Raw genomic sequence first — 19,988 nt, 5'->3', positions numbered from 1 at the left:
CTGGAGGATTCAAGGGCTTTCCATGAAGGTTTGGACTCTGCCGCTGGGGTCGAGAACAATGCGAATTTGGGGATTGCCACCATTCTCAACGGGAGAGACAAAGGGTTCGCCAGGGAGGGGCATTCCGGTGCGATCGATGTAGTCCCCAGCAGCCCGTCCGAGGGGAATAATTCGCTGAATTGTACCGTCAGCGCCTAATTGCAGTCGATATTCCAGCGTTTGGTCGAGGCTTTCGGGCGGTTGCCAGCGTTCCTGGAAAAAGGCGCGGGCTTCTGCGACTTGGGGAATGGTGTCAAAGGCAGTGCTGCCTGGGTTGGGGCGATCGCCTCCTCCTTCATCCGACAGTGCAGCCTCCGACGAAGCAAATGCGTCCCCTTGCCCTGACGAAGATCGCGCTGCGCTCGAAGGCGCATCTGCCGCTTCTGATTCCGTTGGAACTTGCAGTTCAGATGGATTGCTGCCTGTTCCAGGTGCATCCGATCGCTGCTGGGAAGGGGCGATCGCTACATCGGGGAGATTGGTGGGAGCGCTGGGAGCACTGGAAGTGTTAGGAACAGGAGCATTCGGAGTTGGGGTACGAGGCACCCCAACCGACGGCAATCCGGTACCCGGTGAAGGGAGAGTATTGGCATTGGGCGGCGGTAGCGGAATATCGAGCGGTTGAGAGTTAGGAGGGGTTGTGTCTTTACCAGACGGAAGAGGGGTAAGCGCAATGTCTTGCGGATCTTCGCTAAAGGTACCTTCTGCAGTTTGGATTTCGTTCGTGTCTTCGTTAGCAGCGGTGATCGTAGACTGTCCGGCGTAAGGATCGACAAAGCGAACGATCGACGCTGTCACCCCAACTGCCAGCACTAGGACAGCGGCAACCTTTGCCCAGGCAGGCGTAGCGTTAAGCCAGGTGGGACGGTTAAGCGTGGGGAGAGCGATCGCCTCCGCACTGTATTCATCCAAAGCATTTGCCAGATCAAATAGCTGCAAAGCGCTTAGCCGCACTACATTTGACTCACCTGTGGACAGTTCCCCCAGGCAAAGGTCGTGGGACAGCAAGCCCTTTGGCTTGAGATAAATCTCAGTTGCGCTCCCAGTTGCACCAGTACCATTACCCTCCTCAGGTTGCATTACTGCTGTACCGTTTCCTACCCTACTAGAAGCAGCACCCGGCAAAGACTCTAGCTGGTCAAAGGATGCCAACAGGGGAGGAGATTGCCCTGGCGTAGGAGCGGTACCTAAAACATTTTGCACATAGCGCTCGACTGCTTCACACAGTGCTTCTAACTGAGCGCGATCGCCTGTAATCTGTACCTGCTCTTCTGGCGGTAAACGTGGGTCATCAAAGCTAAGCTGAAACCGCAACTGCTTCAACACAGGGCGACCTGCCCAGCGAGACAGAGGCGACCCTTTTGCCGCAATTTCCAGTGTGCAGGTAGGGGGAGTATATCGACGCAAAACGGAGTTGGGCAAAGACATGGTTAAGGAAGAGAGGTTTGGCTTTCTTCTAAAGACACACGGATAGATCCACAGGTGAACAGAAGTAAGCTGTTTTGTGGAAGCAAGAATACGACTCAATCACCGAAATTATAAGGATACTGCTGAGATAAAGCTTCGTCTCTGCGGTATATAAAGCTCATAGCTCTGGCTTTGAAGGATGAACTGGCGCGACACCAGTGCGATCGAGCAGTGCCATCCAAAGCCGCCGAGAGCCATTAGGAGCGCTATAAAACAACAGATCAATCAGCAGTTTCAGCGCCAGGTGCGTCAACTGGTCGGGCGGTGTGTTTTCGCCGTCTTCCATCCGTTCCTGGTAGGCATTGCTGAAATTATCGAGGTAATCCCCCAATAGCGCAGCCTGGTGAGGTTCACGGTTTTGTTCAGCAAGTTGTTCTAATAGCCCCACTGCACGGCGAATTAGCTCTTGATGCTGGTTTGCCAGACGACAGGCAATCAAGACAAGCGATCGCGCCTCCTCTACATCCAACCGCTTACGTCCCTGCCCCTTTCGCAAAGGGCTAGACTGCCTCAACCGCCACAGCGAAACGCGATCTGCCACGACATCTGCCAGGTTTAGCTCTGCCGCCGTTCGCAACATTGCTTCAGAGCCAATTCCAGCTAACGCCTCCAGCGCCAGCAACACCAAATCCAGTTGGGCTTTGATGTTGTCCAACTGAGTCGGGTCTGGCTGAATGCCTGAAGTTAGCTCCTCCCAGGCAGCATTTGAATTGGGTGACTTAACGGTAGAAGGCATAAGTCTAAGTTACGGCACGAGACAAAGTTTGGCGAAGCAGTTACAGGACTTGAAACAAGACTACTTAACTCTAGAGTAAGTTTCTTTCTACCCTAAAAGTTGGTTATTTCTGATACATCCCCCAATGGGACAGCTTCTGCAATAACAAATCATTTGCGCCTTAAATAATCTATTAGCCCATCTGCTAGAGCAATCTTATTAAGCGGTTTTTACGGAAAAACTACTAACTTACCTTATGGTGTTCATGCCAGTGTTTAGCAATGTCAATCCGACGGCAAAGCCACACTCGTTCATGCTTTTGCACATAATCTAAAAACCGTGCCAGTGCCACCGCTCTACCGGGTCTGCCGACGAGCCGACAATGTAGCCCAATGCTCATCATTTTGGGTGCTGTTTCACCCTCAGCATAGAGACAATCAAAGGCATCACGCAGATAGGCAAAAAATTGGTCACCAGAGTTAAATCCCTGTGGGGTGGCAAACCGCATGTCATTGTTGTCTAGCGTGTAGGGAATCACCAGGTGGGGCTTGCCATATTCCTGTACCCAGTAGGGCAAATCGTCAGCATAACTGTCGGAGTCATAAAAAAAGCCACCCTCCTCCACAATCAGGCGGCGCGTATGGGGACTGTTGCGCCCTAAGTACCAACCCAGGGGACGACTGCCTGTGACCTGAGTGTGGAGGGCGATCGCCTTTTCCAAGTGCTCTCGCTCTGCCGCTTCCCCAAAATACTTGTAGTCAATCCAGCGATAGCCGTGACTGGCAATTTCCCAATCTGCTTCCAGCATGGCAGCCACCGCCTCTGGATTTCGTTCTAGCGCCATCGCCACTCCATAGACGGTGATCGGAATGCCTCGCTCCACAAATAAGCGGTGCAAGCGCCAGAATCCAGCCCGACCGCCGTAATCGTAGCAAGACTCCATATTCATGTGGCGCAATCCTTGCAAGGGAACTGCCCCAACGATTTCAGACAGAAAAGTTTCTGAAGCCTGATCGCCGTGCAGAATGCAATTCTCTCCCCCTTCCTCGTAATTAATCACAAACTGCACGGCAATCCGGGCGTGATTGGGCCACTGCGGGTCAGGAGGGGTCTGTCCATACCCAATCAGGTCTCGCGGATACGGTGGGGTCATAAGGTTGAAGTTGCCTATTTTGTCCAGATTCTTGAGGGGTTAACATTCTGGCTACCCAAGACGCTGAATACGTCCGTCAAAGACATTACCTTAATATCGCTACCGGCTAAGATACTGTATCTACAGACAAAATTCAGGCATTGCTTCACGTCTATGACCTCCCCTAACAAGCGAGTTTTCATTTGTGGTTCTGCGCTGCGAGGGCAACCTGACCACCAAAATCTTCAGTCTGCTGAGTTTATTCGTCCAGCAAAAACTCAACCGATTTATCGGCTCCATGCGGCTGAGAATGGCTGGCATCCCGCGATCTATGAGGTGACAGAGGGCGGTATTTCGATTCCGGGTGAGGTATATGAACTAACTCAGGAGCAGTATGAATATCTGTTAGCCAATGAGCCACCCCATATGTATCCCGGTGATGTGGTGTTGGAGGATGGGGAAGTTTTGACGGCAATGCTCTACCCGCGTGAGTTAGTAGAGCAGCACAACTGGATTGATATCTCTAATTATGGAGGTTGGGCAGCTTACAAGGCGGCTGTAGTGAGTTAGCTGCAATCTACAAAAATCTCCAGCAGGGGCAAACGATCGTTTGCCCCTGCCGGAGGTTCTCCTATTAAATTTTTAATCTGTATATCGGTGTTTCCACAACGAGCTCGGCTTACATTCTGCCGTTCTGCATAACCTGCTGAAGGTGCTGACGAATCTCTTGTGCCTGCTGTTGGTCAGAATCCCGTAGCTTTTGGAATAGCTCCACACAAGGCTGCGAGTCCATGCTTTGAGCATCCTGAATGTAGGTTTCGTAAGCTTTTACTGCTTCGGCTTTATTTTGCAAAGCTGTAATCAGGTCATACTCTAGATTGCTGACGGCTCGGTTTTGGCTACTTTGGGTATTAACCATTGGTTTCACCTCTGTGAATGTTCAATCTCACAGTGACTCACCTTTAGGGACAATTCATCTGCCCAAAAGCGTAGGGGTTGTAACTGATTAAAGTAGTCCCCCGTCGCCCCAAGACATATCAGAGATGTCCCAGCTTTTCAGGTCGGTTGGTGGGCGATCGCTACTCCACGCCCACCAGGAAACACCGCAGGTACAGAGATAAAACTCCTGCCACCTTTTACGATGTTCTTCGGTAAAAACGGGCGATCGCCGATTAATCCAAACCTTTTCTGCTTCTACACAAGCGGTGCGGCAGGTCGGGCAAGAAAATTCGTGAACGTGAATAGCTGAATTTGTCCAGTCAGGTGGAATTGGAGCAAACGCATCCATGAACTAAAACTGAATAGCATCTGCTACCCATTATTAACGGTTTGTTTACGAATCGGGTGAGCTAAATAACTGTAGAAACCTAATCAGAATCTCAAATCTAGGTAAAAGGACAGTTTTCTAGTTTAATTGAGAACATTCACTGTGCCAGAATTTCCACCTTTAGGTACTGTCTGGGATGAAATTCGTAGTAAAACTAGAGCAAAACTGAAAGCTATAGTCTTTCAATCTTGAAGTTCTCAGTTTTACATTGCCTGCTCATTCAAGGCTAGAGTTCAAGTCTCGGATAATCTTGTAGCCTCACCTCTCCACAGGAAGGATGACCTCTATGACAGACAATCTTCTCATTCTCAGGGTGATCTCCCTGATTGGGATCTTTGTATTGTGTGCGATCGCCTGGTTATTTTCTGAAAATCGCAGTTTCAAGGTCTTCCCGTGGCGACTGGTGATCATGGGAATTCTCTTGCAGCTTGTTCTGGGCTTTTTAGTCTTTCAGTTTCCACTCACCCGGCTTATTCTTCAGGGCTTTAGCAACCTCCTCAACGTCGTGCTAGATGCAGCCGACTACGGAGCGCAATTTGTGTTTGGTAGAAACTTGGTGCCAGAGCCACCTCGCAATAACCCAATTCAACCCATTTTGCTTTCACCGCTTGCTGCGGGCGGCGTTTGTGCGCCCAATACAGCCGGAGAAGTCATTCCTGGATTTTGTGGTATCAGACTTGGCTATGTTTTTGCCTTTCGGGCTTTACCCGCAGTTATCTTCTTCTCTGGTTTTGTAGGCTTGCTCTACAACTTGGGGGTTATTCAATTTATTACTAATATTTTTGCCAAAATCTTTTACTCGGTGATGCGGCTGAGTGGTGCCGAAGCTCTAAGCGGTGCCGCCAATATTTTTGTTGGAATTGAAGCGGCGATCGTTGTCAAACCGTTTCTGCCCAAAATGACGCGCAGTGAGCTTTGTGCCATTCTTGCCTGTTGCTTTGGCACAGCCGCTTCGTCAACCCTGGCAATTTACGTCAACTTCCTCAGACCTGTCTTCCCCAATATTTTGGGACACCTGGTTTCGGCGTCCATCATGGCAATTCCTGCCTGCTTTGTCCTATCAAAGATTCTGGTGCCAGAGACAGAAATTCCTCTGACGGCAGGTGGTATTCCAGATGAACGGGCTTTGAGACATAGTCCTGACCCAGTAGATGAGCGGGTCGAGGAAGCCGACTTTCAAGATGCCCCTAGGGAAACGGTTGCTGGAGAATCGATTGAGCGTGTTAGCCCCTTGGACGCCGCCATTTTAGGTGCGTTAGATGGAGTCAGAATGGCAGTTTCGATCGCCGCTGTCCTGATTCTGATTCTGGGACTGGTTTATCTGGTCAATCAACTTTTTGTTGGATTGGCAAGTTTGCAGGAGTCTGAGATTGCTGCCTTACAACCGATTGGTCGCTTCTTTAGCGTTGTCTCTTTGGCGAATATTTTAGGCGCTTTGTTTTTGCCACTGACGGCGCTAACAGGCGTCTCTCTCAGTTGGCAAGAGCTATGGGAATCCTCGGTGATCATCGGGCGACGCTTGTTTGAAACTGCTATCCCGCCTTATCAAGCTTTGGGTGCAGCAGCAGCTTTGCCGGTAGGCGAAAGAATCATTAGCGATCGCGCTGTCCTGATTGTCAGTTATGCCCTATCCGGTTTTGCTCACCTGGCTTCAGTTGGCATCTTTGTAGGCGGCACAACCGCCCTAATTCCCTCTCGCCGCAAAGACATTTCAGAACTCGGCTGGAAAGCTCTGTTTATTGGGACGTTGGCAACCCTAATGATCGCCTGCGTCGCTGGTGTTTTTGACACGGGTGATTATTCTGGCATTCTAGGCGCACCTGCCCCTGAAGCGGCTCCCCTAACTGCTCCGTCGCCCAGCCCTGAAGAAACGCCAAAGGAAAGCCTGGAGGAAGAGAGCCCAGACGCCTCTCCTGTTCCAACTGAAGCCGAATCACCTGAGGCAGAAATTCCCTCCCCTAGCCCAACGGCTCCTGCTGGTCAAGTTCCTGCTGGTCAAGCTGCTCCACCTACCGCCCCAACAACTAGCCCTTCTCCGGTAGATAGCCCAACACCACTACGGACTTCACCATCTCCGTCTCCTTCACCGACTCGTTGATGAACTGGGATTTTGGGTGGTAGTCAACCAAAGCTGATGAGAGAGGGGGCGATCGCCCCCTCTCTCATCAAACTAAAAAGAGCTCTCGAATTCCGGCACTGCCGATCTCTACCGCCAAAGCCGCCAACAAAAAACCCAAAATCTTGGTAACAATAATTGCGCCTTCAGCCCCCATCCATTTATCGATTCGGGAAGACTGACGCACAATGAACCAGGTGACAGCCATTGCCGCCACGATTCCCGCTACTACGCTTAACTGAGCCGCCTGCGATTCCGACATCATCAGCATCACTGTTGTCAGCGTTCCTGGACCTGCCAGCAGCGGCAATGCTAACGGCGTAATCGCAACATCGCGCCCCTGCTCTATCACAGGCTCATCCATCTCACCTTTCAGCATATCCAGCGCCACCAGCAGCAGCAGCAAACCTCCCGCAACTTGCAAAGAGGCAATACTGATATGCAGATAATCCAAAATCGCTTGTCCTGCAAAAGCAAATCCCAGAATTACAGCAGTAGCGACGAACGTAGCGCGATCGACAACCCGGTTTCTTTCATCTATTTCCATTCCCTTAGTAAGCGCCAAAAAAATCGGTGCATTACCCAGTGCATCTGCCAGCACAAAAACCGCGACAAAAGTTCTAACCAGAATTGAGATGTCCACAGATAGAAGCTCAAGGAATTTCCCCTCAACAGTATCTTGAGTGCTGCCAGATTGCCATCCATTCAGCAGAAGAAAATCCGAAAGGCTCTGCCAATTCTATTTCAGTAAACCTCAGCCTGAATAAATAGATTTTTGACAAATTTTATACAGACTTTTATCTCTATTGATGAATTTCGATCCTTTGTAATCTAGATAACATTACAGGTATGGAGAAGGACGGCTACTGCCTATCCCTAATTCCCACCCAACAGGCTTTTGTCGTTTTTTGCTAAGAGGCTTTCAATATGAAACGTTTATTAATCAGCAGTCTTTCACTTCTACTACTGGGAACTGCGGTCATACCCGTAGCTCAAGCACAGTCCCAGTCAGGTCAGTCAAGTCCAGACAGCATGCAGCAAAACCAGATGGATCAGGAGAGCCTAGAGAACTCAAACCAGAATCAGCGCGCTACCCCTTACGAGGACGGATCACCAGCCTCCGTTGAAATTCAGCAAGACAACTCTTCTGAAAATCAGCAAAACAACTCTTCTCAAGATAGCTCCCAACCTGCTGCTAACGAAGGCAATCAAAACACCTATGCAGCTACAGGAAACTTTGTTAGCCAGTATGAGCCCACACCTTTTGAGATTGTCAGTCTTGCCCGTCAAGGGTACCTACAGAATCAAGGCATTCCCAGCTACGCTACACTAACCGACAACTACCGAACGCGCGATACCACTCCAGAAGACATTGTTCAAGCTGCGGTTGATGCAGGGCGCTTACCTGCTAGCCGAGTTGACGATGCTGCCTACACTTATGGAGTTCTTACTCAGTTGAGAGGGCTAGACCGCAACTTCCGGGATTAATTTAGCTGTTGAAGCTATAACAATGGGGTGGGCAATGCTCACCCCATTATTTAATGAAAGTTCTACAATCTTGTACAACTACCGACTCGCAGTAGTCGGCCTTCCTAAAATGTCCTCAATCCGAGGCATTTCCTCTAGTGGAATTACCCGACCTTCATCTTCAAAACCAGCAATCTGGTCAAAGTTGAGGTAGCGATATAAGTCGCCTGCAAAAGGATTCAGCTTGTTTGCCACAATGTCCGTGTATTCCTCCACTGTGGGAATGCGTCCCAACAGGGCACAAGCGGCGGCAAGCTCAGCAGAACCAAGGTAAACCCGTGCATCCTTACCCATACGGTTATTGAAGTTGCGAGTTGAAGTCGAAAAAACAGTTGTGCCGTCTTCAACTCGTGCCTGATTCCCCATACAAAGTGAACACCCTGGCATCTCAGTTCGGGCTTTTACTGCTTCAAAGGTTTCGTAAATTCCCTCTTTGCGAAGTTGGCTTTCATCCATGCGAGTCGGAGGGCAAATCCATAGCCGACCATTAACCGCAGGTTGAGCTTCCAGCACTTTTGCTGCTGCTCGATAATGCCCGATGTTTGTCATACAGGAGCCGATGAAGACTTCCTGAACCGGATCGCCTGCCACCTCTGACAGCAACTTTACGTTATCTGGATCGTTGGGGGCCGCTATGATGGGCTCTTTGATCTGGTTTAGGTCAATCTCAATAATCTCAGCGTATTCTGCATCAGCATCGGCTTTCATTAGTACCGGATTTGCCAGCCATGCTTCCATCTTGGCGACTCGACGCAGAATAGTGCGGGCATCCTGATAGCCCCGTGCCACCATATTCTTCAGCAAAGCAACATTTGAGCGGATGTATTCTGCTACCGTGTCAGGACTGAGTTTAATCGTGCATCCAGCGCAGGAACGTTCGGCAGTTGCGTCGGTTAGCTCGAAGGCTTGCTCTAGCTTCAGATTGGGCAGCCCTTCGATTTCCATAATGCGTCCAGAGAAGATGTTTTTCTTGTTTTGCTTCTCGACGGTAAGCAACCCTTTCTGCATTGCCACATAGGGAATGGCGTTGACTAGATCCCGTAGGGTTACGCCAGGTTGCAGTTCACCCTTAAACCGAACGAGGACAGATTCGGGCATGTCTAAGGGCATTACACCCAGAGCAGCAGCAAAGGCAACTAGTCCTGACCCGGCAGGGAAAGAAATGCCAAGCGGGAATCGGGTATGAGAGTCGCCACCTGTCCCTACAGTGTCGGGTAACAGCATTCGATTGAGCCATGAGTGAATGATGCCGTCACCAGGACGTAGGGCAACGCCCCCTCGCGCGGCAAAGAAATCAGGCAGATCTTTGTGGGTCAGCAAATCGACGGGTTTAGGATAGGCAGCAGTGTGACAAAAGCTTTGCATGACTAGGTCAGCACTGAACCCTAAACAGGCAAGCTCTTTTAGCTCGTCGCGAGTCATAGGACCAGTAGTGTCTTGGGAACCTACGGTTGTCATCAACGGTTCGCAAGATGTGCCTGGACGGACGCCAGGTAGACCACATGCTTTGCCAACCATCTTTTGCGCCAGGGTGAAGCCCTTACTGGAGCTTGCCGGAATGCTGGGGCGGGTAAACACTGGGCTTGGCTCTAGTCCCAACCCAGTTCGAACTTTGTCGGTAAGAGTGCGTCCGATCAGCAGTGGAATACGTCCACCTGCACGAACTTCGTCCAGAATTGTTTCTGGCTTGAGTTTGAATGTAGAAATTACTTCTCCAGCTTCGTTGGTGATTTCGCCTTTATAAGGATGGATCGTGATCACCATGCCTGTTTCCATTTGGCTGACGTCACACTCAATGGGTAACGCACCCGAGTCTTCAGCAGTGTTAAAGAAGATGGGAGCGATCGCCCCTCCCAGGATAAATCCACCCGATCGCTTGTTTGGCACAAACGGAATGTCTTGCCCAATGTGCCATAGCACCGAGTTGATCGCCGACTTACGGGAAGAACCTGTACCCACGACATCGCCCACATAGGCAACCGGATGTCCCTTTTGCTTTAGCTCAGCAAGGGTTTCTAACCCACCGGGCGTTCGCGACTCCAGCATTGCCAGCGCATGAAGCGGAATGTCGGGACGAGTTGTCGCGTGAACGGCAGGAGAAAGGTCATCTGTATTGGTTTCTCCAGGTACCTTAAAAACCGTGACGGTAATTTCCTCGGGCAAAGATGGGCGACTGGTAAACCAATCTGCTGCTGCCCACGACTCGATTACTTGCTTAGCATAAGAATTGCTTTCGGCTAGCTCCTCCACATCATGGAAAGCATCGTAAACCAGTAGGGTTTTGCTCAGGGCGATCGCTGCCGCGCCTGCAATCTCGGCATCTTCTACCTTCAGCAAATCAATCAACGATTGCACGTTATAGCCACCCATCATCGTTCCCAGCAATTCCACTGCCTGCACCGGAGAGACGAGCGGACTAGTCGCTTCACCCTTGGCGATCGCTGTCAAAAATGCCGCCTTCACATACGCCGCCTGATCAACCCCCGGAGGAATGCGATCGCGCAGCAGTTCCAGCAGTGTTTCTCCCTCATCTGCCGGTGGAGACTTTAGTAATTTACATAGCTCGGCCGTTTGTTCAGCAGTCAACGGTAACGGTGGAATACCCAGCGCCGCTCTCTCTGCAACTTGTTGACGGTAAGATTCCAGCATTTCAAGATTCTCCAGACACGATTAAGACATCAAAAATAGTTGAAATTTTTTAGGCTGCAATTCGGTTCGCAGCAGTTAAACTCCAGCACTTGCTGCCCGTTCCGCTCTACCTCACCGCCCCTGCCTCAACTTCATCATTTTTAATCTCAAGCATATATTCCTACGGTAACGTGCTGCACCATTGACTGGGATTGCAGCCAGATTTACGTTTTTTGCGATCGCACAGCTTCAATCCACCCGCATCTGGCAGAATTTTGGCAGAGCGTAATAGAATAAGATTCATTCTCAAAAAGAAATTGAGATCATTCTCGTTTTGCGTTACCCCCCAAACCTGTTAAAGGAGATCTGCGTCATGCACCCAATTTTGCGTCGGCTGCTGATTGCCCTGCTACTACTACCCGTTGCCGCTGGATGTAGTACTTCTGCTCCTGATGCTCAATCACCAGATGTCACTACTGAAGCTTCAGATGAAAAACTGCAAGTTCTGGCAACATTCTTGCCGATGTATCTATTTACAAAAGCGGTAGCTGGAGATGCAGCAGATGTGGAAGTCTTAATCCAGCCTGGAACAGAGGTGCATGAATATCAGTCCACCCCCGACAATGTCCGGGCGATCGCCGAAGCAGACGTGCTGGTACAAAACGGCTTGAGCATGGAAGAGTTCCTGGACAGCACAATTGACAGCGCTCAAAACTCTGACCTGGCTGTAATCAACGCCAGCGAAAATATCGATCCAGTTGGAGAATTATCTCCAGTTGTTTTTCCGGGTGGAGAAGTTGAGGAAGCACACGGGCATAACGAAGATGAACACGGTCACGATGAGGAGGCTGCAACAACTAGCGAAGAACATGCAGAGGATGAACAGGCTCACGAAGCTGAATCATCGGGGGAAACTCACACTCATGCTGAAAATCCTCATGTCTGGCTTGATCCCGTACTGGCTATCCAACAGGTGGAAACCATTCGAGATGGTTTAGTTGAAGCAGACCCCAACAATGCCGAAATCTACGAGGCAAACGCAACCGCTTATATTGAGGAATTGCAGGCACTAAATGCTGAATTTGAGCAGCGCTTGGGAACCTATAGCGATCGCACCTTCATTAGCTTTCACGACGCTTTCCCCTACCTGGCGCAGCGGTATAATTTACAACAGGTGGCGATCGTTGCGATTCCTGAAGACAGCCTTTCCCCTACAGACATTCAGCGGACTGTTGAAGTCGTAAAAGAATATGATGTCAAAGCCTTATTTGGTGAACCAGGAGTAGATAATAGACTACTGCAAAGTCTCTCCCAAGATTTAGGTATAGAATTGCAGACTTTAGATTCCCTAGAGTCTGGTGAACTAGATCCGCAGTACTACTTCACTGCAATGAGCGAAAACCTGAAAATCCTCGAAACTGCGTTTCAATGAATTTCAATGAATTGGTGTGATGAACTCTGACCCCCCTGATGCTGCGATCGCCCCAAGCTCCCACCCCAAGGAAATTACACCTGTTCTCAAAGTTGAAAACCTGACTGTTTACCAGGGAACTTACGCCGCCGTTGAAGACGTTTCCTTTGAGCTTCCGGTAGGCACCAATACTGCGATTGTCGGGCCCAACGGTGCAGGTAAAAGTACTCTGGTTCAAGCCATTTTAGGCTTATTGCCATTTGAAGGCGCGGTTCAAATCTTGGGATGTCCGCTCAGTCGTCTGGGTAATTTGCGTTACCAGATTGGCTACATCCCTCAAAACTTTGTATTTGACCGGGGCTTTCCCCTATCTGTAAGTGAGTTAGTTGGCTTGGGCTGGGTTGATCATAATCTGAGCAATTCAGCTCAACTGCCCGTTTTTCCTCAGTGGCGAATTACCTTACCCTGGAAAACTAACCCTAGAAAAGCACCTGCGATCGCCCAAGCAATGGAGCGAGTCGATATCTATCACCTTCGCAATCGAGCGATCGGTAACCTTAGCGGTGGGCAACTCAAACGAGTTTTATTAGCCCATTGTCTGGTCATGTCTCGACGGCTCCTAGTCCTTGACGAAGCACTGGCAGGCGTAGACTTGCAGGGAGAAGCAGACTTTTACACTCTGCTCAATCAGCTCAAGCGAGAACATGGTTGGACAGTGCTGCAAGTCTCCCACGATCTAGACATGGTAAGCCACCACTGCGATCGCGTCCTCTGTCTCAACCGTCGCCTCGTCTGCCAAGGGCAGCCCGAAGAAGCCCTCTCCCCCCAAAATCTGCTAGATGCTTATGGTCCTTCCTTTAGCCGCTATCAGCATCATCATTAAATTCCTGAATTGAAGTAAGCGGTGAAGAGGTCACCGCTTACTTCAATTCAAAAAACTAAAATCCCCTCTCCCCTATGGAAAACCTGATCGAACTCCTCCAATTTCCCTTCATGCAGCGGGCGATCGCTGGAGGAATTCTGCTTGGGCTACTGGGGGGACTGTTGGGTTGCTTTGTTACCCTGCGGCAACTATCCTTTTTCAGTCATGCCGTCGGTCATGCCGCTCTAGTTGGAATTGCATTGGGAGTACTGCTACAGCTTCCGCTCAATTCAATGCTGCTGCCTTTTACCCTGGTCTTCGGGCTGGTCGTGCTTTACCTGATTGACCAAACTGACCTCTGGAGCGACAACGTACTGAGCATTGTGCTATCAGGCGCACTGGCGATTGGAGTCATTCTTACCAGTTTCATCCAGGGCTATCGGGGCAACTTGATGGGTGTTCTATTTGGCGACATTTTGGCGGTTAACGGCGCAGATCTGATTCTGACCGCTCTGCTGCTTCTGGGTAGCAGTATTTTTCTGCTTCTGACACTGGATCAGCAGATTCTCTTGACTTTAAATCAGGCGATCGCCAAAGTTCAGGGCGTTTCCGTCCAGCTACACCGTTATTTGTTTGTCATCCTGCTATCCCTGGCAGTCGCAGTTTCCATCAAAGCCGTTGGCATTTTGCTTGTAAATGCATTCTTGGTCATTCCTGCTTCAACCGCTAAACTCATCAGTCAGCGATTTACAAAATTTCTATGGCTCTCCTTAATCTTGGGAGTCTTGAGCAGCATCACTGGAATGCTGGTATCTGGCATTTTTGATTTTGCCTCTGGCCCCAGCATTGTCCTCGTACAGTTCACGCTCTTCCTGACTTTTCTAGGATTTTCAAAGTTAAATCGAAAAAATTCGGAAATCCTAAAGAAACAGTGAAAGAAGTAAGTGATGAGGGGCATACTCCGGTTGGCATTGCAGTTAAACCCTGCCTAAATGTCACCATGCTCTGGTGTATTTAAAGCGAACAAAACCCGTTTGATCAGTAGGAGGAACATTGAGATTCTTTGCAGAGAATATACAGTTTCTTGATGTTTCGCGAAAAGTTTCGGGTTAACGTTAGTGAAGCAATCTGAGCATTTCTCTACCTCTGGAGATAAATCCAGGTGTTATCTGGAAATAAATTCAGATGTTAGAGCTGATTTCTAGTGGTGGTTAGCTGATGGCGATCGCGGTCTGCCCTTGCTACCTCCATCCACTCAACTCACAAGGAATTACTGAGGATGACGCAACAGAAACGAGCACTGATCACCGGCATTACAGGTCAAGATGGTTCTTATTTAAGTGAGCTTTTGTTGGAGAAGGGCTACGAAGTTCATGGCATCATCCGGCGAACTTCTACGTTCAACACCGACCGGATTGATCACATTTACGAAGACCCTCACAACGACCAGGCTCGGCTGTTCCTTCACTACGGTGACCTTACAGACGGCGCAACAATGCGGCGAATTCTAGAAGAGGTTAAGCCGGCAGAAATTTACAACTTGGGCGCACAGTCCCACGTTCGAGTTAGTTTTGATTCCCCTGAATACACCGCAGATGCAGTAGGCATGGGGACGCTTCGTTTACTAGAAGCAATCAGAGACTATCGCCATCGCACTGGCATTGAAGTGCGGTTTTATCAGGCAGGTTCCTCTGAAATGTATGGGAAGGTTCAGGAAGTTCCCCAAAAGGAAACCACTCCTTTCTATCCCCGCAGCCCTTATGCCTGCGCCAAAGTCTACGCACACTGGCAAACCGTAAACTACCGTGAGTCTTACGGGATGTTCGCTTCTAATGGCATCCTGTTTAACCACGAGTCACCTCGTCGCGGCGAAACCTTTGTTACCCGCAAAATTACCCGAGCAATCGCCCGTATCATTGCAGGTCGCCAGAAGAAGATTTATATGGGCAACCTCGACTCCAAGCGTGACTGGGGCTATGCCAAAGACTACGTTCGAGCAATGTGGTTGATGCTTCAGCAGGACCAACCCGATGATTACGTTGTTGCCACAGGCGAAACCTACTCAATCCGTGAATTCTTGGATATCGCCTTTAATTACGTCAACTTAGATTGGCAGAACTACGTCGAATTTGACGAGCGCTATCTACGTCCTGCAGAAGTAGACTTGCTGATTGGTGATCCAACCAAAGCTAAGCAAAAATTGGGCTGGGAGCCTTCCGTTACCTTTGAGCAACTGGTTCAACTAATGGTAGAGGCAGACCTGAAGGCACTGGGTCTAACTTCCAGTAATAGCAATGCATCTCATGCTGCTCTAGAAAATGCCACGATCCGGCAAGAACTGAGCAACGTTTAATTCTCGTCTCACTGTCCTCACTATAGAAGGGCAAGCTCACCTTGCCCCACCTGACAAAGGTAATTTCAACTATGGCAACTTTGAACCTTGAGCATAAGCGAATTCTGGTCACGGGCGGGGCGGGTTTTCTAGGTCGCCAGGTGATTGCTCAACTCGGTCAGGCTGGCGCCGACCTGGAGAAAATCACCGTTGTGCGATCGCGCGACTGTGACCTCCGCACCTTAGAAAACTGTAAAAGAGCCGTCGATCAGCAGGACATCATAATTCACCTGGCAGCTCACGTCGGTGGCATTGGTCTAAACCGCGAAAAGCCTGCTGAACTGTTTTATGACAACTTGATCATGGGAACGCAGTTGATTCATGCATCCTATGAAGCAGGCGTAGAAAAATTTGTCTGCGTTGGCACAATCTGCGCTTACCCCAAGTTCACCCCAGTTCCGTTTAAGGAAGACGACATCTGGAATGGTTATCCAGAAGAAACCAATGCTCCTTACGGAATTGCTAAAAAGGCTTTGCTAGTGCAGCTTCAAGCCTATCGACAACAGTACAACTTTGACGGAATTTATCTACTTCCAGTCAATCTGTATGGACCTGAAGATAACTTTGATCCTCGCAGTTCCCACGTCATTCCAGCGCTAATTCGTAAAGTTCACGAGGCCCAGCAGCGTGGCGACAAACAGCTTCCCGTTTGGGGTGACGGCAGCCCGACTCGTGAGTTTCTTTACTCAGAAGACGCTGCCAGAGGCATTGTCATGGGCACTCAGCTTTACAGTGATTCTGAACCTGTCAATTTGGGCACAGGCTACGAAATTTCCATCCGCGATTTGATTACTCTAATTTGCGAGCTAATGGAATTTGACGGCGAAATTGTCTGGGAAACTGACCAACCCAACGGTCAACCTCGCCGCTGTCTGGATACTGAACGAGCAAAGCAAGCTTTCGGCTTCACTGCTCAGGTTGATTTCAAGCAAGGCTTGAAAAACACCATTGACTGGTATCGGCAGCACGCTGCATAACAGCAAAGTCAAAATTTTCAAAGCGAGAGTGTTGGTACTGCCAACGCTCTCGCTTTACTTTAGAAATCAGCGATCAAAACAACTTCTAAAATGTTGCTATGCCGTTCCACTTAAGTTTGATAATCAAAGCAATTAGAGCTTAAGATGTCTACTCTTATTCATCGTCGAGTCGAGGAAGCACGTCAGGGAGTTAATCCAACAGTAATTTGTCGGGTTCCATCAGGTTGGGTAGTGCTTGGCGATATTCAATTTTTGCGGGGTTACTCCCTTTTGTTGCCCGACCCAGTTGTGCCCGATCTGAATGCTTTGCCAATGGAGCAGCGCATTAGCTTTTTACAAGACATGACAATTTTGGGAGATGCGTTGCTTGAAGTAACGGGTGCAATTCGCATTAATTACGAAATTCTGGGTAACAGCGAAGCAGCACTACACGCCCATGTGTTTCCGAGGTATGTAACTGAACCAGAAGAGAAACGACGAAAGCCAGTATGGTTTTATGATTGGCAAAGTGCGCCTCTACTGGATCTGAAGCGGGATCAACACTTAATGGATAAAGTTGCAGCAGCGATTAAGCAGCATCTGAAAATTATTTAGGGCAAACAAAGAGCTTGAAGCCTCTTTCCCAGGTGATGGGGGTGTAAATTCTGTCAGTTTAAATGTTGGAGTTAAGTGTACGGTTGAATTTGCATGGAGAAGGCTGAGTTACGGCGATCGCTCCTCAAAGCCAGACAGGCGATGCATCCTGATGTTTGGAGAGAAAAGAGCGAGCGGCTTTGTTGTCATTTAGAAGCTTCTGAAATATTTAGGCGATCGCAAACCATCTTGGCCTATTTCAGTTTTCGTCAGGAACCTGACCTAGCCCCTTTGTTTACGACATCTCAGCAATGGGGGTTTCCCCGTTGCAGCGATCGCAATTTATCCTGGCATTACTGGTCGCCTCATCATCGGCTCCCTCCTCCCCAACCTGGAGCTTATGGCATCCTAGAACCTCACCCCAGTACGCCACTTTTGCAACCAGAGCAAGTCGATCTGATTCTAGTACCTGCTGTGGCATGTGACGTACGCGGATATCGTTTAGGCTACGGAGGCGGTTTTTATGATCGCATGTTGAGCCAACCTGGCTGGCTACACAAACCAACTGTTGGTGTCGTCTTTGAGTTTGCTCGCCTCCCCAAACTGCCAGTTGACCCTTGGGACCGTCCCCTGCACGGAATTTGTACAGAAGCAGGTTTATTTTTATAGCGGTTGCCCAGAGGAAAAAAGCGGGAATTCTGGGAACACAGCTTGCGACTAACTTGCAACCCAATCATGCACCTCTCAGAACAGACCGCCTGGAACCGTGTTCGCGCCACATTTCAAAAAGTTTGGGGTTATCAGGACTTTCGCCCTCCTCAGGGTGAAATTGTGCATACGCTGTTAGCCCACCAAGACGCTCTAGTCGTAATGCCTACGGGCGGCGGCAAGTCAATTTGCTTTCAACTTCCGGCTCTAATGCGAACAGGAGTCACGCTCGTAGTATCGCCTTTGGTCGCGTTGATGGAAAACCAGGTGCAAGACCTACAGCAGCGTCAGCTGTCAGCGGCCCTGCTGCATAGCGAACTTCCGACCCATCAACGCCGTCAGACTCTTTGGGCACTCGAACGACAAAAACTGCGGCTACTCTACCTTTCGCCTGAAACACTACTGAGTGAAGCAGTATGGGAGCGTTTATGTCAGCCCAATCTAAAAATAAACGGATTGATTTTAGATGAAGCTCACTGCTTGGTGCAGTGGGGAGACACATTTCGCCCCGCCTATCGCCGTTTGGGGACAGTCCGCTCGGCTCTTTTGCAATCAAAGCCTGCGGGAACCCAGATCGGCATTGCTGCTTTCACAGCAACGGCTGATCCTCAAGCGCAACAGATTATCCAACAGGTTTTGCAGCTCCAACATCCTCAAATTTTTCGACTTAATCCTTACCGCTCAAACCTTCATTTAGCTGTTCAAATTGCCTGGACACCCAAAGGGCGTCGTCAGTCTTTACTCAAGTTCGTTCAAGCTAGATCACCACAAGCAGGGTTGGTTTACGTTCGCACTCGGCAAGATAGCGAAAGTTTGGCAGATTGGTTAGCGGAGAAGGGGTACAAGACAGCTGCTTATCATGCTGGACTTAGCCCTGAAGAGCGCCGCGCAATTGAATCTGCCTGGTTAAAAGATGAAATCAGATTTGTGGTTTGTACGTCTGCTTTTGGAATGGGAATCAACAAACCAGACGTACGTTGGGTCGTTCACTTTCATGCACCAGCGCTGCTATCTGAGTATGTGCAGGAAGTTGGACGGGCAGGAAGAGACGGCTTACCCGCTGAAACACTAACGCTGGTGAGTGAACCGACAGGATGGCTCGATCCTGAGGATCGACAGCGGCAGCGCTTTTTTCAAGATAGAGTGCGATCGCTCCAAAAAAAAGCTCAGCAGCTTGCTCAGCAGCTACCCGTCGAGGGAGACGTTAAAGAAGTATCGCGCCAGTTTAAAGATGGGGCGATCGCACTGGCGATGCTCCACAGTAGTGGACAGCTAGAGTGGCAAGACCCATTTCGCTACAGGATTCATGCCTCCCCTGCTCGTCAAACCTGCGATCAGGCAAATGCAGCACAGCAAATGCAGCAATATTTGACAACCTCAGAATGTCGTTGGAAATTTTTGCTGCAAGCTTTCGGTTTTGGCACAGAAGCGAATATTTTACGCTGTGGACATTGCGATCGCTGTCCTCCAACCTAAACTTAGGTAATTATCAGAGCGATCGCCTATCAACTACTGGCGGCTCATACACCGCACCAACCATAGCGAAGCAACTACACCCACAAAATGGGCCAGCACCGTATTCGTGTTTGCCTGCACGATGAAGATATCGGCTGCTTGAATAAACTGAGGATTTCGCCCGAATTCGTATATCGCACCTGACTGGGAAAAAGTCCTTGCCAACAACGAACCAACGATCGCCTCTGCTCCTAGGAGCGTCAGCAACATACCAACCAGGTTGATCGTCAGCCCAATCCTTAGAGCCTGAATGACATCCCCAGGTTTTGGACGACCTCTAGAATCAGGAGATCTCAATCTCCGAGACAGGCGAGTGTAGCGAAATGCCCAGTAAGCGCCTATGCAAAGAGCAACTAATCCACAGACGGCAAGAAATAAACCAGAGCCGGTTCCTGGTCCTCCAGACGTTTCAGCCCCACTTCTCAAGCTCAAACTACCAACAGCAAAAACAAGAGCTACCCCAGAAACTAAAGCCAGGACTGCTTGCACCCAGAAGCTAAGCCAACCACAAACACGGAAGTAAGTGGCAATCCGTCGAACGGCCGGGGGCAACGAGTAGGAATCTATCTTGCTTGTCATATCTGTATGAGAGGGCGCAG

General features: G+C 49.6%; 20 protein-coding genes. 11 read left to right on the top strand and 9 right to left on the bottom strand.

Translation table 11 applies throughout. From position 1 onward, the window contains the following. Positions 1-9 precede the first annotated feature (9 nt). The 3 genes from H6F88_RS28855 to puuE form a co-directional block, all read right to left on the bottom strand. The gene (locus tag H6F88_RS28855) at positions 10-1,467 is read right to left on the bottom strand and encodes a DUF4335 domain-containing protein (protein WP_190646251.1); all 1,458 of its coding nucleotides are present in this window, start codon (positions 1,465-1,467) and stop codon (positions 10-12) included. Between the two features lie 157 nt (positions 1,468-1,624). After that, positions 1,625-2,242 carry a DUF3038 domain-containing protein gene (locus H6F88_RS28850; RefSeq protein ID WP_190646250.1) on the bottom strand — a complete coding sequence of 206 codons (618 nt, stop codon included), beginning with the start codon at positions 2,240-2,242 and terminating at the stop codon, positions 1,625-1,627. A 223-nt stretch (positions 2,243-2,465) separates the two neighbouring features. After that, the gene (gene puuE / locus H6F88_RS28845) at positions 2,466-3,374 is read right to left on the bottom strand and encodes an allantoinase PuuE (protein WP_190646249.1); all 909 of its coding nucleotides are present in this window, start codon (positions 3,372-3,374) and stop codon (positions 2,466-2,468) included. A 153-nt stretch (positions 3,375-3,527) separates the two neighbouring features. On the opposite strand from puuE, the gene H6F88_RS28840 reads away from it, so the two are divergent. Next, complete coding sequence (locus tag H6F88_RS28840; RefSeq protein WP_190646248.1) at positions 3,528-3,923, top strand: gamma-glutamylcyclotransferase; 396 nt, start codon at positions 3,528-3,530, stop codon at positions 3,921-3,923. A 109-nt stretch (positions 3,924-4,032) separates the two neighbouring features. Here the strand turns inward: H6F88_RS28840 and H6F88_RS28835 are convergent, their stop codons facing one another. Together H6F88_RS28835 and H6F88_RS28830 are read right to left on the bottom strand one after the other, a co-directional pair. Continuing rightward, positions 4,033-4,272, bottom strand: a complete 240-nt coding sequence (locus H6F88_RS28835; protein WP_190646247.1) for a hypothetical protein — start codon at positions 4,270-4,272, stop codon at positions 4,033-4,035. 87 nt (positions 4,273-4,359) lie between these two features. Beyond that, a complete protein-coding gene (locus H6F88_RS28830; RefSeq protein WP_190646246.1) occupies positions 4,360-4,641 on the bottom strand; it encodes a hypothetical protein in 282 nt (93 codons plus the stop codon). A 325-nt stretch (positions 4,642-4,966) separates the two neighbouring features. Between H6F88_RS28830 and H6F88_RS28825 the strand changes: the two genes are divergently transcribed. Continuing rightward, entirely contained in the window at positions 4,967-6,778 is a 1,812-nt protein-coding gene (locus H6F88_RS28825) for a nucleoside transporter C-terminal domain-containing protein (protein ID WP_190646245.1), read from the top strand. Between the two features lie 67 nt (positions 6,779-6,845). Here H6F88_RS28825 and H6F88_RS28820 read toward each other — a convergent pair whose 3' ends face one another. Further along, entirely contained in the window at positions 6,846-7,439 is a 594-nt protein-coding gene (locus H6F88_RS28820; protein WP_190646244.1) for a MarC family protein, read from the bottom strand. A 284-nt stretch (positions 7,440-7,723) separates the two neighbouring features. Here H6F88_RS28820 and H6F88_RS28815 point away from each other — a divergent pair, with 284 nt between their 5' ends. Further along, positions 7,724-8,284 carry a hypothetical protein gene (locus H6F88_RS28815; RefSeq protein WP_190646243.1) on the top strand — a complete coding sequence of 187 codons (561 nt, stop codon included), beginning with the start codon at positions 7,724-7,726 and terminating at the stop codon, positions 8,282-8,284. 78 nt (positions 8,285-8,362) lie between these two features. On the opposite strand, the gene acnB is transcribed toward H6F88_RS28815, so the two are convergent. Together acnB and H6F88_RS34220 are read right to left on the bottom strand one after the other, a co-directional pair. Next, positions 8,363-10,972 (bottom strand): bifunctional aconitate hydratase 2/2-methylisocitrate dehydratase, encoded by a 2,610-nt coding sequence (gene acnB, locus H6F88_RS28810; protein WP_190646242.1) that lies wholly within the window; start codon positions 10,970-10,972, stop codon positions 8,363-8,365. 160 nt (positions 10,973-11,132) lie between these two features. After that, positions 11,133-11,255, bottom strand: a complete 123-nt coding sequence (locus tag H6F88_RS34220) for a hypothetical protein (RefSeq protein ID WP_277881941.1) — start codon at positions 11,253-11,255, stop codon at positions 11,133-11,135. Positions 11,256-11,324: 69 nt separating this feature from the next. Between H6F88_RS34220 and H6F88_RS28805 the strand changes: the two genes are divergently transcribed. The 8 genes from H6F88_RS28805 (at position 11,325) to H6F88_RS28770 (ending at position 19,350) form a co-directional block, all read left to right on the top strand. Continuing rightward, positions 11,325-12,383: a zinc ABC transporter substrate-binding protein gene (locus H6F88_RS28805; protein WP_190646241.1), complete on the top strand. Its 1,059-nt coding sequence runs from the start codon at positions 11,325-11,327 to the stop codon at positions 12,381-12,383. Positions 12,384-12,402: 19 nt separating this feature from the next. Then, positions 12,403-13,245, top strand: coding sequence for a metal ABC transporter ATP-binding protein (locus tag H6F88_RS28800; RefSeq protein ID WP_190646240.1), 843 nt, complete (start codon positions 12,403-12,405; stop codon positions 13,243-13,245). Positions 13,246-13,319: 74 nt separating this feature from the next. Then, positions 13,320-14,159, top strand: coding sequence for a metal ABC transporter permease (locus H6F88_RS28795; protein WP_190646239.1), 840 nt, complete (start codon positions 13,320-13,322; stop codon positions 14,157-14,159). Between the two features lie 344 nt (positions 14,160-14,503). Then, a complete protein-coding gene (gene gmd / locus H6F88_RS28790) occupies positions 14,504-15,577 on the top strand; it encodes a GDP-mannose 4,6-dehydratase (RefSeq protein ID WP_190646238.1) in 1,074 nt (357 codons plus the stop codon). A gap of 71 nt (positions 15,578-15,648) precedes the next feature. After that, positions 15,649-16,593 (top strand): GDP-L-fucose synthase, encoded by a 945-nt coding sequence (locus H6F88_RS28785; RefSeq protein WP_190646237.1) that lies wholly within the window; start codon positions 15,649-15,651, stop codon positions 16,591-16,593. 144 nt (positions 16,594-16,737) lie between these two features. Next, positions 16,738-17,187, top strand: a complete 450-nt coding sequence (locus H6F88_RS28780) for a hypothetical protein (protein WP_190646236.1) — start codon at positions 16,738-16,740, stop codon at positions 17,185-17,187. A 93-nt stretch (positions 17,188-17,280) separates the two neighbouring features. After that, positions 17,281-17,835, top strand: coding sequence for a 5-formyltetrahydrofolate cyclo-ligase (locus tag H6F88_RS28775; RefSeq protein WP_190646235.1), 555 nt, complete (start codon positions 17,281-17,283; stop codon positions 17,833-17,835). Positions 17,836-17,901: 66 nt separating this feature from the next. After that, positions 17,902-19,350 carry an ATP-dependent DNA helicase RecQ gene (locus H6F88_RS28770; protein ID WP_190646234.1) on the top strand — a complete coding sequence of 483 codons (1,449 nt, stop codon included), beginning with the start codon at positions 17,902-17,904 and terminating at the stop codon, positions 19,348-19,350. Between the two features lie 33 nt (positions 19,351-19,383). On the opposite strand, the gene H6F88_RS28765 is transcribed toward H6F88_RS28770, so the two are convergent. Beyond that, on the bottom strand, positions 19,384-19,968 hold the full coding sequence (locus H6F88_RS28765; RefSeq protein WP_190646233.1) for a DUF3611 family protein: 585 nt from the start codon (positions 19,966-19,968) through the stop codon (positions 19,384-19,386). Between the last annotated feature and the right edge of the window lie 20 nt (positions 19,969-19,988).

The organism is Oculatella sp. FACHB-28, from assembly GCF_014696015.1.
Classification (GTDB): Bacteria; Cyanobacteriota; Cyanobacteriia; order Elainellales; family Elainellaceae; genus JAAUTN01.
Note: the sequence above shows the minus strand (reverse complement) of the source record. Positions and strands in the feature narration are given on the sequence as shown.

Bases quoted from the DNA above. Each gene is read 5' to 3' on its own strand.
- H6F88_RS28855 (WP_190646251.1), bottom strand. From the start codon at position 1,467: ATGTCTTTGCCCAACTCCGTTTTGCGTCGATATACTCCCCCTACCTGC.
- H6F88_RS28765 (WP_190646233.1), bottom strand. From the start codon at position 19,968: ATGACAAGCAAGATAGATTCCTACTCGTTGCCCCCGGCCGTTCGACGG.
- acnB (WP_190646242.1), bottom strand. From the start codon at position 10,972: ATGCTGGAATCTTACCGTCAACAAGTTGCAGAGAGAGCGGCGCTGGGT.
- H6F88_RS28780 (WP_190646236.1), top strand. From the start codon at position 16,738: ATGTCTACTCTTATTCATCGTCGAGTCGAGGAAGCACGTCAGGGAGTT.
- H6F88_RS28850 (WP_190646250.1), bottom strand. From the start codon at position 2,242: ATGCCTTCTACCGTTAAGTCACCCAATTCAAATGCTGCCTGGGAGGAG.
- H6F88_RS28815 (WP_190646243.1), top strand. From the start codon at position 7,724: ATGAAACGTTTATTAATCAGCAGTCTTTCACTTCTACTACTGGGAACT.
- H6F88_RS28825 (WP_190646245.1), top strand. From the start codon at position 4,967: ATGACAGACAATCTTCTCATTCTCAGGGTGATCTCCCTGATTGGGATC.
- gmd (WP_190646238.1), top strand. From the start codon at position 14,504: ATGACGCAACAGAAACGAGCACTGATCACCGGCATTACAGGTCAAGAT.
- puuE (WP_190646249.1), bottom strand. From the start codon at position 3,374: ATGACCCCACCGTATCCGCGAGACCTGATTGGGTATGGACAGACCCCT.
- H6F88_RS34220 (WP_277881941.1), bottom strand. From the start codon at position 11,255: ATGAATCTTATTCTATTACGCTCTGCCAAAATTCTGCCAGATGCGGGT.
- H6F88_RS28840 (WP_190646248.1), top strand. From the start codon at position 3,528: ATGACCTCCCCTAACAAGCGAGTTTTCATTTGTGGTTCTGCGCTGCGA.
- H6F88_RS28805 (WP_190646241.1), top strand. From the start codon at position 11,325: ATGCACCCAATTTTGCGTCGGCTGCTGATTGCCCTGCTACTACTACCC.
- H6F88_RS28795 (WP_190646239.1), top strand. From the start codon at position 13,320: ATGGAAAACCTGATCGAACTCCTCCAATTTCCCTTCATGCAGCGGGCG.
- H6F88_RS28775 (WP_190646235.1), top strand. From the start codon at position 17,281: ATGGAGAAGGCTGAGTTACGGCGATCGCTCCTCAAAGCCAGACAGGCG.
- H6F88_RS28785 (WP_190646237.1), top strand. From the start codon at position 15,649: ATGGCAACTTTGAACCTTGAGCATAAGCGAATTCTGGTCACGGGCGGG.
- H6F88_RS28830 (WP_190646246.1), bottom strand. From the start codon at position 4,641: ATGGATGCGTTTGCTCCAATTCCACCTGACTGGACAAATTCAGCTATT.
- H6F88_RS28835 (WP_190646247.1), bottom strand. From the start codon at position 4,272: ATGGTTAATACCCAAAGTAGCCAAAACCGAGCCGTCAGCAATCTAGAG.
- H6F88_RS28770 (WP_190646234.1), top strand. From the start codon at position 17,902: ATGCACCTCTCAGAACAGACCGCCTGGAACCGTGTTCGCGCCACATTT.
- H6F88_RS28800 (WP_190646240.1), top strand. From the start codon at position 12,403: ATGAACTCTGACCCCCCTGATGCTGCGATCGCCCCAAGCTCCCACCCC.